This is a genomic window from Variovorax sp. YR752 (assembly GCF_943372545.1).
Genome location: NZ_CALRZC010000003.1, coordinates 1 through 13984, shown reverse-complemented (window position 1 = coordinate 13984; position 13984 = coordinate 1). Strand labels below are relative to the sequence as shown.

The 13984-nt window shown below is 69.2% G+C and carries 18 protein-coding genes; 17 read left to right on the top strand and 1 reads right to left on the bottom strand.

Annotation, left to right across the window (positions count from 1 at the left end; genetic code table 11):
• Positions 1-27: 27 nt before the first annotated feature.
• Genes AAG801_RS01045 through AAG801_RS01030 form a run of 4 tightly spaced genes read left to right on the top strand, consistent with a single transcriptional unit; the run spans position 28 to position 2465 of the window.
• Positions 28-891 carry a MotA/TolQ/ExbB proton channel family protein gene (locus tag AAG801_RS01045; protein WP_101488901.1) on the top strand — a complete coding sequence of 288 codons (864 nt, stop codon included), beginning with the start codon at positions 28-30 and terminating at the stop codon, positions 889-891.
• 29 nt (positions 892-920) lie between these two features.
• Positions 921-1349: a biopolymer transporter ExbD gene (locus AAG801_RS01040; RefSeq protein ID WP_101488902.1), complete on the top strand. Its 429-nt coding sequence runs from the start codon at positions 921-923 to the stop codon at positions 1347-1349.
• A gap of 22 nt (positions 1350-1371) precedes the next feature.
• The gene (locus AAG801_RS01035; RefSeq protein WP_099792493.1) at positions 1372-1809 is read left to right on the top strand and encodes a biopolymer transporter ExbD; all 438 of its coding nucleotides are present in this window, start codon (positions 1372-1374) and stop codon (positions 1807-1809) included.
• Positions 1806-2465, top strand: a complete 660-nt coding sequence (locus tag AAG801_RS01030) for an energy transducer TonB (RefSeq protein WP_180838858.1) — start codon at positions 1806-1808, stop codon at positions 2463-2465. Before AAG801_RS01035 ends, AAG801_RS01030 begins: the two co-directional genes overlap by 4 nt.
• A gap of 29 nt (positions 2466-2494) precedes the next feature.
• Here AAG801_RS01030 and AAG801_RS01025 read toward each other — a convergent pair whose 3' ends face one another.
• Positions 2495-2974: a helix-turn-helix transcriptional regulator gene (locus AAG801_RS01025; RefSeq protein WP_341886763.1), complete on the bottom strand. Its 480-nt coding sequence runs from the start codon at positions 2972-2974 to the stop codon at positions 2495-2497.
• 143 nt (positions 2975-3117) lie between these two features.
• On the opposite strand from AAG801_RS01025, the gene AAG801_RS01020 reads away from it, so the two are divergent.
• The 13 genes from AAG801_RS01020 to AAG801_RS00960 form a co-directional block, all read left to right on the top strand.
• Positions 3118-4179, top strand: a complete 1062-nt coding sequence (locus AAG801_RS01020; RefSeq protein ID WP_341886762.1) for a class I SAM-dependent methyltransferase — start codon at positions 3118-3120, stop codon at positions 4177-4179.
• A gap of 20 nt (positions 4180-4199) precedes the next feature.
• Complete coding sequence (locus AAG801_RS01015) at positions 4200-4415, top strand: DUF1059 domain-containing protein (protein ID WP_341886761.1); 216 nt, start codon at positions 4200-4202, stop codon at positions 4413-4415.
• 94 nt (positions 4416-4509) lie between these two features.
• Positions 4510-6840, top strand: coding sequence for a cation-translocating P-type ATPase (locus AAG801_RS01010; protein ID WP_341886760.1), 2331 nt, complete (start codon positions 4510-4512; stop codon positions 6838-6840).
• The gene (gene ccoS, locus AAG801_RS01005; protein WP_341886759.1) at positions 6840-6977 is read left to right on the top strand and encodes a cbb3-type cytochrome oxidase assembly protein CcoS; all 138 of its coding nucleotides are present in this window, start codon (positions 6840-6842) and stop codon (positions 6975-6977) included. The genes AAG801_RS01010 and ccoS overlap by 1 nt, the downstream gene beginning before the upstream one ends.
• 75 nt (positions 6978-7052) lie before the next feature.
• Positions 7053-8495, top strand: a complete 1443-nt coding sequence (ccoN, locus tag AAG801_RS01000) for a cytochrome-c oxidase, cbb3-type subunit I (protein ID WP_341886758.1) — start codon at positions 7053-7055, stop codon at positions 8493-8495.
• An 18-nt stretch (positions 8496-8513) separates the two neighbouring features.
• Positions 8514-9158: a cytochrome-c oxidase, cbb3-type subunit II gene (gene ccoO, locus AAG801_RS00995; RefSeq protein WP_153282323.1), complete on the top strand. Its 645-nt coding sequence runs from the start codon at positions 8514-8516 to the stop codon at positions 9156-9158.
• Between the two features lie 23 nt (positions 9159-9181).
• Positions 9182-9322, top strand: a complete 141-nt coding sequence (locus tag AAG801_RS00990; RefSeq protein ID WP_101488910.1) for a cbb3-type cytochrome c oxidase subunit 3 — start codon at positions 9182-9184, stop codon at positions 9320-9322.
• A 14-nt stretch (positions 9323-9336) separates the two neighbouring features.
• Positions 9337-10251 carry a cytochrome-c oxidase, cbb3-type subunit III gene (gene ccoP, locus AAG801_RS00985; RefSeq protein ID WP_101488911.1) on the top strand — a complete coding sequence of 305 codons (915 nt, stop codon included), beginning with the start codon at positions 9337-9339 and terminating at the stop codon, positions 10249-10251.
• Complete coding sequence (gene ccoG, locus AAG801_RS00980; protein ID WP_341886757.1) at positions 10248-11672, top strand: cytochrome c oxidase accessory protein CcoG; 1425 nt, start codon at positions 10248-10250, stop codon at positions 11670-11672. Before ccoP ends, ccoG begins: the two co-directional genes overlap by 4 nt.
• An 11-nt stretch (positions 11673-11683) precedes the next feature.
• The gene (locus AAG801_RS00975; protein WP_101488913.1) at positions 11684-11974 is read left to right on the top strand and encodes a FixH family protein; all 291 of its coding nucleotides are present in this window, start codon (positions 11684-11686) and stop codon (positions 11972-11974) included.
• A gap of 5 nt (positions 11975-11979) precedes the next feature.
• Complete coding sequence (locus AAG801_RS00970; RefSeq protein ID WP_225616777.1) at positions 11980-12213, top strand: hypothetical protein; 234 nt, start codon at positions 11980-11982, stop codon at positions 12211-12213.
• Positions 12210-13616, top strand: coding sequence for an oxygen-independent coproporphyrinogen III oxidase (gene hemN / locus AAG801_RS00965; protein ID WP_341886756.1), 1407 nt, complete (start codon positions 12210-12212; stop codon positions 13614-13616). The genes AAG801_RS00970 and hemN overlap by 4 nt, the downstream gene beginning before the upstream one ends.
• Before the next feature lie 4 nt (positions 13617-13620).
• Positions 13621-13984: sulfite exporter TauE/SafE family protein (locus tag AAG801_RS00960; RefSeq protein ID WP_341886755.1), on the top strand; the 364-nt coding region annotated here is incomplete at its 3' end.

The following is a 13984-nucleotide window of genomic DNA, read 5'->3' as shown; positions in this document are numbered from 1 at the left end:
AATCCATTTTTTTCGGAGAAGACAACGATGACGAAGACATTCCTTGCACGGCTGGCGGCGGTGGCCGCGCCTTTCGTTCTGGCCTTCGGCCTGGGCAGCGCGCCGCAACTCGCGGGCGCCCAGACGCCGGCCGCACCGCAGGCCGCAGCGAGTGCTGCCGCCGCACCGGCGCCGGTGGCGGTGCCCGAGAAGCCCGCTGCACCCGCTGCTGCACATGCCGCCACCGCCAAGGTCGACAACCCCTACGGCGTCGGCGCGCTCTGGTCGCAGAGCGATGCCGTCGCCAAGGCCGTGCTCGCCATCCTGGCGATCATGTCGATGGGCAGCTGGTACGTGATCGTCACCAAGCTGCTCGAGCAGATGCGCATGGGCCGCCAGGCGCGCGCGGTCGACAACGAGTTCTGGAACGCGGGCACCGTACAGGCCGGCACCTCGCGGCTGGCCGAGGGCAGCCCGTTCCGCTTCATTGCCGACGCCGGCATGCAGGCCACGCAGAAGCACGACGGCCTGCGCGGCAAGGTCGACTTCGCCGACTTCGTCGACCTGTGCATCCACCGCGCCACCGAGCGCGTGCAGCGTCGCCTGAGCAACGGCATGTCGCTGCTGGCCACCGTGGGTTCGACGGCGCCGTTCGTCGGCCTGTTCGGCACGGTCTGGGGCATCTACCACGCGCTCACCGCCATCGGCGTGGCGGGGCAGGCGTCGATCGACAAGGTGGCGGGCCCGGTGGGCGAGGCGCTCATCATGACCGCCATCGGCCTGGCCGTGGCCGTGCCCGCGGTGCTGGGCTACAACTGGCTCCTGCGCCGCAACATCACCGTGATGGACGACGTGCGCGAGTTCAGCGGCGAGCTGCACTCCGTGATCCTGGCCGGCAGCGCCGCCGCCTGACGCCCGCACACACGCAAGCGGACTGCGCCATGGCGATGAACATCCCGGCTTCCGGGGGAGACGAGGAACAGGCCATCGCGGCCATCAACACCACGCCGCTGGTCGACGTGATGCTGGTGCTGCTGATCATCTTCCTCATCACCATTCCGGTGGTCAATTACTCGGTGCCCGTCGCGGTGCCGAAAGAGCGCAACGAGGTGCGCGAGAGCAAGCCCGAGACCGTCGTGATCTCGGTGGACGCCAGCGGCCGCACCTACTGGTACGACACGCCGGTGCAGGGCACGCCCGCGCTGGTCGCGCGGCTCACCAAGGTGGCGGCCCTGAACCCGCAGCCCGAGGTGCACATCCGCGGCGACTGGCATTCCGACTATGAGCCGGTGGGCCGGATCATCTACGCCTGCCAGGCGGCCGGGATCGCCAAGGTGGGCTTCATCACCGAGCCGCCCGCGCGCAACTGACGAGCAGACAGCGAGACAAGCCATGCCAAGAAAAGAAAAGCAGGGGCGGCGCAGCAGCGCGCCCTCCGACGAGCCCTTGATGGACATCAACACCACGCCGCTCATCGACGTGATGCTGGTGCTGCTGATCATGCTGATCATCACCATCCCGATCCAGCTGCATTCGGTGAACCTGAACATGCCCACCGGCAACCCGCCGCCCAGCGACCTCAAGCCCGAGGTGCTGCGCATCGACATCGATGCGCTCAGCGTCGTGCAGTGGAACGGCGAGCCGCTGACCGACCGCAGTGAAATGGAACGGCGCTTCGAGCAGGTCGCCGCGCAGGCCGTGCAGCCCGAGGTGCACCTGCGGCCCGACCGCCGCGCCAAGTACGAAGTGGTGGCCGGTGTGATGGCCTCGGCGCAGCGCACGGGCGTGAGCAAGCTGGGCATCGTGGGTGCGGAGCAGTTCATCCCATGAAGCGCTCCCGCAAGGATTTCAACCCCAAGTCCCGCTTCGGGCCCGTCGGCATCGCCGTGATGGTGCTGTTCCACGTCGGCGTGGGCTATGCGCTCGTGTCGGGGCTCGCGCGCCAGACGGTCGAGCTGATCAAGAAACCGATGGACGCGACCATCATCAGCGAGATCAAGCCGCCACCGCCGCCCCCACCACCGCCGCCCCCGCCGCCGAAGAAGATCGTGCGACAGGAAACGCCCAAGCCGCCGCCACCGCCGCGCCCGGCCTACGTGCCGCCGCCGGCCGTGACACCGCCCGCCACCTCGGCGCCCGCGATCACCGCCGTGCAGAACACCGAGCCCACGCCACCGCCGCCGGCCGCACCGCCGGCGCCTCCCGCGCCGCCGGCCCCGCCGAAGGCGACCACCACCGACATCGCGGTGGCCTGCCCGCGACAGGTCAAGCCCGAGATGCCGCGCAAGGCGATGGACGAAGGCATCGGCGGCGTGGTCAAGGCCGAGGTGCGCATCAAGGGCGGCCACGTGCAGGAGGTGCGCTTCCTGTCGGGGCCGCGCGTGTACCACTCGGCCGTGCGTGCCGCGGTGATGCGCTACGAGTGCCAGACCACGGGCGACGCGGAAGTGCTGGCGACGCAGGAGTTCGTCTTCCGCATCGAATAGCGCGCAGGAGCCGAGCCGGTCTCACTTCTTCAGGGAGGCCGGCCCATGGCGAGCGCGCGCATCACGGCGGCCGTGCGCGTCTCGACGCCCAGCTTCACGTAGACATGCTCCAGGTGCTTGTGCACGGTGCGGGGGCTGATCGTGAGCAGGGCGGCGATTTCGGCGTCGGTCTTGCCTTGCGAGAGCCAGTGCATGACATCGCCCTCGCGCGGCGTGAGGCCGGCGGGCAGGGCGTCGGGCAGCGTGTCGAGCAATGGCGCCTGGGCGCGGCAGGCCAGCCGGTACAGGAAGGCCACCGCCATCGCATGCTCCAGCCCCACGCGCTGGCAGTAGTCCGCCTGCAGGGCGGCGCGGCGGAATTCGCGCCGGCCCGGCGCCTTGGCGATGCGGCGGGTGGTGCGCAGGTGATGCGCGTCAGTGCCGCGATGCCGCACGGGTGAATCCCCGGACTCCAGCTTGTCCAGCAGGCGAAGCGCGCTCGCCCAATCGTTGCGCGACAGGTGCGTCATGGCATGCCTTTCACGGTGCATACGCATTGCTGCGTATGGCGCCCGCATGCATCGAGAGACAGGATGCTCGCAGGCCCTTTGCCGCGAATTCAGTATAGGCACGCAAGGGCCGCGCAAGTCGCCTGCCGACGAAGGGGATACACATGGCCATCGACGAAACACGGCTTAACGCCTTCATGGGTAACTTCGTCCATGACCTCGGGGCCGTGATGCACGCGGCCACCGTCGTCGTCGGCGATCAGCTGGGCCTGTACAAGGCGCTGGCCGAAGGCCCCTGTACCGTGGAGGCGCTGGCCCGCCGCACCGAGACCGACCCGCGCTACCTGCGCGAATGGCTCTCGGCCCAGGCCGCCAGCGGCTACGTCGAATACGACCCGAAAGGCGAGCTGTTCTCGATGACCGAGGAGCAGGCCTTCGCGCTGGCCGAAGAGGGCAGCCCGGCCTTCGTGCCCGGTGCGTTCCAGATCGCCGTGGCGCAGTTCAAGGTCATTCCCAAGATGCTCCAGGCCATGCGCACGGGCCTGGGCATCGGCTGGCACGAGCACGACGCGGCCCTGTTCCATGGCACCGAACGCTTCTTCCGGCCCGGTTACGCAGCCAATCTGGTGAGCCAGTGGATTCCGGCGCTCGAAGGCATCGAGCCGCTGCTGAAAAGCGGCGCGCGCGTGGCCGACGTGGGCTGCGGGCACGGGGCCTCGACGCTGCTGATGGCGCAGGCCTATCCCGAATCCAGCTTTGTCGGCTTCGACTACCACGCGCCGTCGATCGAGCGCGCGCGCGAAACCGCGCGCAAGGCCGGCGTCGACGATGAAAAGCGCCTGCGCTTCGAGGTCGCGAGCGCCAAGGATTTCCCCGGCGAAGACTACGACCTGGTCGCCGTCTTCGACTGTCTGCACGACATGGGCGACCCGGTCGGCGCAGCGGCCCACGTGCGGCAAACCCTCAAGCCGCAGGGCACGTGGATGATCGTCGAGCCCTTTGCCAACGACCGGCTGGAGGACAACATCAACCCGGTGGGGCGCGTGTTCTATTCGGCCTCCAGCTTCATCTGCACGCCGGCCTCGCGTTCGCAGGAGGTGGGACTGTGCCTGGGTGCGCAGGCCGGCGAAGCGCGCCTGCGCGACGTCGTCTCGCAGGGCGGCTTCTCGCACTTCCGCCGCGCCAGCGAAACGCCCTTCAACCTGATCTTCGAAGCACGTCCATAAGGACACATGAAGGAGCCGCCATGTCACGCCAATACATCGACTGCCGCGAGTATCCAAGCACGATGAACTGCAGTGTCGCGCTCTGCGCCGATTCCGAAAGCGAACTGCTCGATGCCGCCGTCCAGCACGCCGTGGCCGTGCACGGCCACACCGACACGCCCGAACTGCGCCAGCAGCTGGCGAGCATGTTCAAGGCCGGCACGCCGCCGGTGGAGCTCGCGAAGACGCCCGCCTGACTGGCTGACTGAAGGTCCTGCGCGGCCCCGGCCGCCGTCACGAACCTTGATGCAGATCAAACGCTTGCATCGGCAAGGCGCTTAGCCTGCCCCGATGCAAGCTTCCGCCGCGCTCGCGCCGTTTCCGTCCCTGCCATCGTCCGCCAGCGGCGATGCCCGCGCGGACGCCTGGCAGCTGCTCGACGATCCCGCCGAGTGGGCCGCGTTCGGCCGCCAAGTGGATGCCGCCACGGGCCGCTGGGAATCGCATGTCGCGGTCGAGGGCATGCACTGCGCGGGCTGCGCTTTCACCGTCGAGGCCGCTCTGGCGCAGGTGCCGGGCGTGGTCGAAGTGCAGGTGAATGCCGCGAGCCGGCGCGCGCGCGTCGTGTGGTCGGCCGCGGCCACGCGGCCTTCGCGCTGGTTCGAGGCCAGCGCGCGCGTGGGCTACCCCTTGCTGCCCGCAGGCAGCCGCAGCGCGCGCGAGACGCGCACGCGCGAACTGCGCATGGCGCTGTGGCGCTGGCTGGTCGCGGGCTTCTGCATGATGCAGGTGATGATGTACGCCTACCCGGCCTACGTCGCGCGCCCCGGCGACATGACGGCCGATGCGGCCCAACTGCTGCGCTGGGCCTCGTGGGTGCTCAGCCTGCCCGTGGTGCTGTTCTCGTGCGGGCCGTTCTTTCGCAGCGCCTGGCGCGACCTGCGCATCGGGCGCATCGGCATGGACCTGCCTGTGACCTTCGGCGTGGTCATCACCTTCGTGGTCAGCACCGCCGCCGCCTTCGACCCCACGGGGCCGCTGGGACACGAGGTCTACTTCGATTCGCTGACGATGTTCGTCTTCTTCCTGCTCACCGGCCGCTGGCTCGAGGCGCGGCTGCGCGACCGCACGGCCGGCGCGCTCGAGGCGCTGATGCACCGGCGGCCCGCCGGCGTCGAACGCCTCGGGCCCGACGGTGCGTGGACCCGCGTGGCGGTGCGCCGGCTTGCGACGGGCGACGTGGTGCGCGTGCGACCCGGCGAGGCCTTTCCGGCCGACGGCACGGTGATCGACGGCGACACCACCGCCGACGAGGCGCTGCTCACCGGCGAGTCGCGCCCCGTGCCGCGCCCCTGCGGCGACCGCGTGCTCGCGGGCAGCCACAACCTTTCAGCCGTGGTGCAGGTGCGCATCGCCTCGGTGGGCGAGGGCACGCGCTTTGCGCAGATCGTGCGGCTCATGGAAAACGCCGCGCTCGACAAGCCGCGCCTGGCCCGCCTCGCCGACCGCATCGCGCGGCCCTTTCTCATCGCCGTGCTGGTCTGCGCCTTCGGCGCGGGCGCGCTGTGGTGGTCGGTCGATCCCGGCAAGGCGTTGATGGTCGCGGTGGCGGTGCTGATCGTCACCTGCCCCTGCGCCTTGTCGCTCGCCACGCCCGCCGCGATGCTGGCGAGCGCGGGCACCCTGGCCCGCGGCGGCGTGCTCACGTCGAACCTGCAGGCGCTCGAAGCCTTGGCCGGCGTCGACACCGTGGTGTTCGACAAGACCGGCACGCTCACGGGCGACACGCCGCGCCTGGAACGCGTGTACTGCCGCCAGGGCCTGCGCCCCGGCGATGCGCTGGAGATCGGCGCGGCGCTCGGCACGCTGTCGTTGCACCCGGCCGCGCGCGCGCTCGTGAACGCGTGGCAGGCGCAGTTCCGCGCGCCGCCGGCCTGGTCGGCGATGCAGCTGCGCGAGACGGTGGGGCAGGGCGTGGCTGCGCTGCTGCACCGGCGGGACGCAGTCGATGGCCACGGCGCGCGCCCCGTGCGCCTGGGCTCCGCGTCGTTCTGCGAAGTGCCGCCGCTGGAGGTCGATGCGGCGCAGATCCACCTGAGCGACAACGAAGGCTGGATCGCCAGCTTCGTGCTCGCTGAAGAGCTGCGTCCCGATGCGGCGCAAGCCGTGGCCGCATTGCAGGCGCAGGGCCTGTCGGTGCGCCTGCTGTCGGGCGACCGCGAGAACGCGGCGCGTGCCATCGGCGCGCAGGCCGGCATCGCGGCGGTGCAGGGCGATTGCGCACCCGAGGACAAGCTCGAGGTGCTGTGGCAGCTGCAGGCGGCCGGGCGCGAGGTGGCGATGGTCGGCGATGGCTTGAACGACGGCCCGAGCCTGGCGCGCGCCAACGCCTCGTTCGCCTTCGGCCACGCCGTGCCGCTGTCGCGCGCACGTTCCGACTTCGTCGTGCTCGGCGATGCGCTGCAGGCCATTCCCACGGCCGTGGCGCAGGCGCGCCGCACGCTGCGCGTGGTGCGCCAGAACCTGTTCTGGGCCGCGGCTTACAACGCCGTGTGCGTGCCGCTGGCCGTGGTGGGTTGGCTGCCGCCGTGGCTCGCGGGGCTGGGCATGGCCGCGAGCTCGCTGCTGGTGGTGCTCAACGCGGCGCGCCTCGCCGGGCCCGGCAAGGCGGCGGTGGCCTGATGGACGTGCTGTTCCTGCTCGTGCCGCTGTCGGTGGTGCTCGTGCTCGCGATCCTCGGGGGTCTCTGGTGGGCCATCGAGCTTGGCCAGTTCGAGGACATCGAGGTCGAAGGCGACCGCATCCTGAACAACGACTGATGGCTTGATCTGTATCAAGCCTGCCTCGGCGATGCAGGCAGACACTGCCCGCAAACCACATTCACGGGTACCACGATGCAGCAGACCACGCACCCTCCAGCGGCCATCTACGACGACACCGTCGTGCGGCAGTTCGCACTCATGTCGGTGGTCTGGGGGGTGGTCGGCATGCTGGTCGGCGTGATCATCGCCTCGCAGCTGACCTGGCCCGATCTCAACCTCGGCATTCCCTGGCTCAGCTACGGCCGCCTGCGTCCGCTGCACACCAACGCGGTGATCTTCGCGTTCGGCGGCTGCGCGCTCATGGCCACGAGCTTCCACGTGGTGCAGCGCACCTGCCAGGTCCGCTTGTTCGCACCGGCACTGGCCTCGTTCGTGTTCTGGGGCTGGCAGCTGGTGATCGTTGCCGCGGCCGTCAGCCTGCCACTGGGCTACACCAGCGGCAAGGAATACGCCGAGCTCGAGTGGCCCATCGACATCCTGATCGCCGTGGTCTGGGTGGCCTACGCCATCGTGTTCTTCGGCACCATCGGCCTGCGCAAGGTGCGCCACATCTACGTGGCCAACTGGTTCTACGGCGCCTTCATCATTGCGGTGGCGCTGCTGCACATCGTCAACAGCGCGGCCATTCCGGCCGGCTGGATGAAGAGCTACTCGGCCTACGCCGGCGTGCAGGACGCGATGGTGCAGTGGTGGTACGGCCACAACGCCGTGGGCTTCTTCCTCACGGCCGGTTTCCTGGGAATGATGTACTACTACATCCCCAAGCAGGCGGGGCGTCCGGTGTACTCGTACCGGCTGTCGATCGTGCACTTCTGGGCGCTGATCTTCACCTACATGTGGGCCGGCCCGCACCACCTGCACTACACCGCGCTGCCCGACTGGACGCAGTCGTTGGGCATGGTGTTCTCGCTCATCCTGCTCGCGCCCAGCTGGGGCGGCATGATCAACGGCGTGATGACGCTGTCGGGCGCCTGGCACAAGCTGCGCACCGACCCGATCCTGCGCTTTTTGATCGTCTCGTTGTCGTTCTACGGCATGTCGACCTTCGAGGGTCCGATGATGTCCATCAAGACCGTCAATGCCCTGAGCCACTACACCGACTGGACCGTGGGCCACGTGCACTCCGGCGCGCTGGGCTGGGTGGGCTTCATCACCATGGGCTCGCTGTACTACCTGATCCCGCGCATGTACGGCCGCATCGCCATGTACAGCGTGCGCGCCATCGACCTGCACTTCTGGATGGCCACCATCGGCATCGTGCTGTACATCGCCGCGATGTGGATCGCCGGCGTGATGCAGGGCCTCATGTGGCGCGAGATCAATGCCGACGGCACGCTGACCTACACCTTCGTCGAGAGCGTGAAGGCCACCTTCCCCTACTACCTGGTGCGCGTGATCGGCGGCGTGCTCTACCTGGGCGGCATGCTGGTCATGGCCTGGAACGTCTGGATGACCGTGATCAGCGGCCGCTCGGTGCGCGCCGAGATCCCGGCCGTTGCCGCCGCCCACGCCTGAAGCCACTGAGGACGCACGATGAACGCACCTGACACCAAGACCCCCGCGCCCGCCGCCACCGGCTTCACGCACGAGAAGGTCGAGACCAACAACCTGCTGATGATCGTGCTGATCCTGCTGGTGGTGGCCATCGGCGGCCTCGTGGAGATCGTGCCGCTGTTCTTCCAGAAGTCGACCACCGAGGCGGTGCAGGGCGTGAAGCCGCTCACGCCGCTGCAGCTGGCCGGCCGCGACGTGTACCTGCGCGAGGGTTGCTACAACTGCCACTCGCAGATGATCCGCCCGTTCCGCTCGGAGACGCTGCGCTACGGCCACTACTCGGTGGCCGGCGAGTTCGTGTACGACCACCCCTTTCAGTGGGGCAGCAAGCGCACCGGCCCCGACCTGCACCGCGTGGGCGGGCGCTACAGCGACGAGTGGCACCGCATCCACCTGAACAACCCGCGCGACCTCGTGCCCGAGTCGAACATGCCGGCCTACCCGTGGCTGGAGAAGGGGCTGGTCGACGGCGGCAGCATCGCCACCCACATGCGCGCGCTGCGCAAGGTCGGCGTGCCCTACACCGACGAAGAGATCGCCAAGGCCGCCGACGAGGTGGCCGGCAAGACCGACATGGACGCCACCGTGGCCTACCTGCAGTCGCTGGGCCTGGCGCTCAAGTAAGAAGAAAGAACAGGCAACGCCCCATGACCGACATCACCACCCTGCGCATCGCCGCGACCATCGCCTGCTTCGTCGTCTTCATCGGCATCGTGGCCTGGGCCTGCGCGCGCCGCAACACGCAACGCTTCGCCGAAGCGGCCCGGTTGCCGTTCGAGCAGGACTGAAGGGACACACCGCGATGAGCGATTTCATTAGTAACTTCTGGTCCAGCTACGTGGCCGTGGCCTCGCTGCTGAGCATCCTCGGCTGCGCGCTGCTGCTGTGGCTCACCGCGCGCAAGCGTGTGCCCTCGGACGCCGACAACACCACCGGCCACGTGTGGGACGAAGACCTGCGCGAAGCCAACAACCCGCTGCCGCTGTGGTGGGTCGGCCTGTTCGTGCTGACTATCGTCTTCTCGCTCGGCTACCTGGCCGTGTTCCCGGGCCTGGGCAGCTTTCGCGGCACGAACGACTGGAGCTCGCGCGGCGAGTACCAGGCCGATGTGGCCAAGGCCACGCAGGCGCTGGAGCCGGTGTATGCGCGCTACACACCCATGTCGATCGAAGAGGCCGCACGCGACCCGCAGGCCCATGCCATCGGCGAGCGCCTGTTCATGAACAACTGCGCGCAGTGCCACGGCTCCGACGCGCGCGGCAGCAAGGGCTTTCCGAACCTCACCGACGCCGACTGGCTGCACGGCGGCACGCCCGACAAGATCGTCGAATCGATCACCCACGGCCGCACCGGCGTCATGCCGCCGGCCGCCGCGATGGTCGGCTCGCCCGACGACGTGAAGAACGTCGCCAACTACGTGCTGAGCCTGTCGGGCGAGCCGCACGACTCGCTGCGCGCGGGCCTGGGCAAGTCGAAGTTCGCCGCCTGCGCGGCCTGCCACGGCATCGGCGGCGTGGGCAACGCCGCCATGGGCGCGCCGCGCCTGAACGACCGCATCTGGCTGCACGGCTACGGCGAAGCCGCCATCGTGCAGATCATCAACGAGGGCAAGCACAGCACCATGCCCGCGCAGGACGGCCGCCTGACCGAGGCGCAGATCAAGCTGCTGGCCTCGTACGTGTGGGGCATGTCCAATCCGCCTGCCGCGACGCCATGAGGCGCAAGACCGTCATTCCCATCGTCAGCGCAACGCCTGCCGCTGCGCCGGAGGTCGGTCTCTACGAGGCGACGAAGAAGATCTACCCGCGCAGCGTGCAGGGCCTGTTCGCGCGCTGGCGCTGGGCCATGGTCTTTCTCACCCAGCTGGTGTTCTACGGCATGCCCTGGGTCGAATGGGGCGAGCGGCAGATGGTGCTGTTCGACCTGGCCGCGCGGCGCTTCTACATCTTCGGGCTGGTGCTGTACCCGCAAGACCTGATCTACCTGTCGGGCCTGCTGGTGGTCAGCGCGCTCGCGCTCTTTCTCTTCACGGCCGTGGCCGGCCGCCTGTGGTGCGGCTACGCCTGCCCGCAGACCGTCTACACCGAGATGTTCCTGTGGGTCGAGCAGCGCATCGAGGGCAACCGCAGCGCGCGCATCCGCCTCGATGCCGGCGCTCTCTCTGTCGAGAAGCTCGGAAAGAAGGCCCTCAAGCACAGCGTCTGGATCGCCATTGCGCTGTGGACCGGCTTCACCTTCGTGGGCTACTTCACGCCCATCCGCGAGTTGGGCTCGGCCCTGCTGCAGCTGCAGATGGGCTCGTGGGAAGTGTTCTGGGTGTTCTTCTACGGCTTTGCCACGTACGGCAACGCCGGCTTCATGCGCGAGCAGGTGTGCAAGTACATGTGCCCCTACGCGCGCTTCCAGAGCGCGATGTTCGACCGCGACACGCTCATCGTCAGCTACGACCCGCAGCGCGGCGAGCCGCGCGCACCGCGCCGCAAGACCGTCGATCCGCGCAGTGCCGCATTGGGCGATTGCATCGACTGCAGCCTGTGCGTGCAGGTGTGCCCCACCGGCATCGACATCCGCGAAGGCCTGCAGTACGAATGCATCGGCTGCGGCCTGTGCGTGGACGCCTGCGACAGCGTGATGGACAAGATGGGCTACGCGCCGCGCCTCATCCGCTACGACACGCAGAACGGCATGGAGGCCGGCTGGTCGCGCCGCCAGCTCTGGCGCCGCGTGCTTCGCCCGCGCGTATTGATCTACACGGCGTTGCTCGCGTTGCTGGTGGCGGGCCTGCTCGCCAGCCTGGTCGCGCGCACGCCGCTGAAGGTCGACGTGGTGCGCGACCGCGCCTCGCTGGCGCGCATCGTCGAAGGCGGGCGGCTGGAGAACGTCTACCGGCTGCAGATCATGAACGCGACCGAGCGTACGCAGCACTACCGCATCGCCGCCCGCGGCATTGAGGGGCTGAGCGTGTCGCCCGACGAGGCCATCGAGGTCGAGCCCGCGCAGGCGCGCTGGGTGGCTGTGCGGCTGCAGGTGCCTTACGGCGCCGCGCCGGCCGGTTCGCACACGGTGCACTTCGACATCCGCGAGGCGGATGGCGCGGCGCAGGTTTCCGAAAAAGCGGTCTTCCTGGTGCCGCGCTGAAAGGTCTTCCCATGAACGACGCCCTGCCGATGAACGAGCCCGCGACCTCCGGCCCCTGGTGGCGCTACCCGCTGGTCTGGCTGGTGATTGCGGGGCCCGCGGCCGTGGTGCTCGCGAGCATCGCGACCGTCTGGCTGGCGCTGCGCACGCCCGAGGTGCTGGTGTCGGAGGACTACTACCGCGAAGGCATCGAGATCAACCGCACACTGGCCGACAAGAAACTCATGCCGGCGCAGGCCGGGCGCAACCATGCGGCGACGCCCGAGGGCGACGTGCCGGTGCCCAAGCGGGGCGCGCAGTGAGTGCCATGCGCCGGGTCGCCGGCATCCTGTGGCCGTCGTTCCTCGTCGCCTGCGGCATGGAGGTGCTGGTGTTCGCGATGATCGATCCGGTCCACACCTACTGCGGTGCGGACGCACTGAGCCTGTCGCGCCAGGGCATCTACACCGTGTCCTTCTTCGTGTTCTGGCTGATGGCGGCGGCCTCGAGCGCGTGCACCACGCTGCTGGCGCTGCCGTCCGAGAAAGAGACTGCTTCATGACGCTTCCTCTCGCGTGTGTTCCCGAGACCCCGTCCGTGCTGCCCGTCGAGCTGCTGCGCCGCTTCGACGTGCCCGGCCCGCGCTACACCTCGTACCCCACGGCCGACCGTTTCGTCGACAGCTTCGGCGCCGGTGACTACGCGCAGGCGCTGCACCAACGGCGCGATGCGGACACGGCCGGCGAGCCGCTGTCGCTGTACGTGCACATCCCGTTCTGCGAATCGCTGTGCTACTACTGCGCCTGCAACAAGGTCGTCACCAAGCACCGCGAGCGCGGGCGCGAGTACCTTGGCTACCTCGCGCGCGAAGTGGCGCTGCAGGTCGCGCAGCTGGGGCCCGATGCGCCCGTCGGCCAGCTGCACCTGGGCGGTGGCACGCCGACCTTCCTGGACGACGAAGAACTTGGTGAGCTGGTCGCGATGCTGCGCCGTGCGTTCGCCTTCGTGCCGGGCGGCGAGCACTCGATCGAGATCGATCCGCGCACTGTCGATGCACAGCGCCTCGCGGCACTGGCTGCGCTCGGCTTCAACCGCCTGAGCTTCGGCGTGCAGGACTTCGACCCCGCCGTGCAGCAAGCCGTGCACCGCATCCAGCCGGTGGAGCAAGTCTTCGCGCTGATGGACACGGCGCGCGCGCTGGGCTTTCGCTCGATCAACGTCGACCTGATCTACGGCCTGCCGCGCCAGAACGACGCCTCGTTCGAACGCACCCTCGCGCAGATCCGCGAACTGCGGCCCGACCGCATCGCGCTGTATGCCTACGCCCACCTGCCGGAGCGTTTCAAGCCACAACGGCGCATTGCGGCCGACGAGTTGCCCGATGCGCCCACGCGCGTGCGCATGCTCGGTCGCGCGATTGCCGCGCTCACCGAGGCTGGCTACGTCTGCATCGGCATGGACCACTTCGCGCTGCCCGACGACCCGCTGGCCGTGGCCAAGCGCGAAGGACGGCTGCACCGCGACTTCCAGGGCTACAGCACCCAGCCCGACGGCGACCTCGTCGCGCTCGGCGTGTCGGCCATCGGCCGCGTGGGCGCGACCTACAGCCAGAACGCGAAGACGCTCGAAGACTATTACGCGCTGCTCGACCAGGGCCGGCTGCCCGTGGTCAAGGGCCTCGCGCTGTCGGACGACGACGTGCTGCGCCGCGACGTCATCATGGCGCTGATGTGCCGCGGCCGCGTCGACTTCGACGCCGTCGAGGCTGCGCACGGCATTGCCTTCGCCGACTACTTCGCCCCCGAGCGCGCCGCGCTGGCGCCGATGGCCGAGCAGGGGCTGGTGTGCCTGTCGGCGCGCGCCATCGAAGTCACCGACGCCGGCTGGTTCCTCGTGCGCGCGGTGGCGATGGTGTTCGACCGCTACTGCGCCGCGACGCGCACGCGCTTCTCGCGCGTCGTCTGACCTGATGGATTCACCCGCACTCGCTGGCGCTGCTTTGCTCATGGGGCTCGCGGGCGGGCCGCATTGCGTGGCGATGTGCGGCGCGGTGTCGTCCGCGGTGATCCGCATCGTGCCGGCGGGCGGGCCCTCGCAGGCCACGCACGCCATCGCGCCGGTCGCCTTTCACCTCGGCCGCCTGGCGAGCTACGCAGCGGCCGGCGCCATCGCTGCCGCAAGCCTGCACGGCTTGGGCGCAGCGAGCGCGCAGGTCGCGGCTTGGCGCCCGCTGTGGGTGATGCTGCATGTGTTCGTGTTCGCCTGGGGTGCGATGCTCGCGATCGCGGGACGCCAGCCGCTGTGGGCGCAGCGCGCCGGGCGTGCGCTCGAAG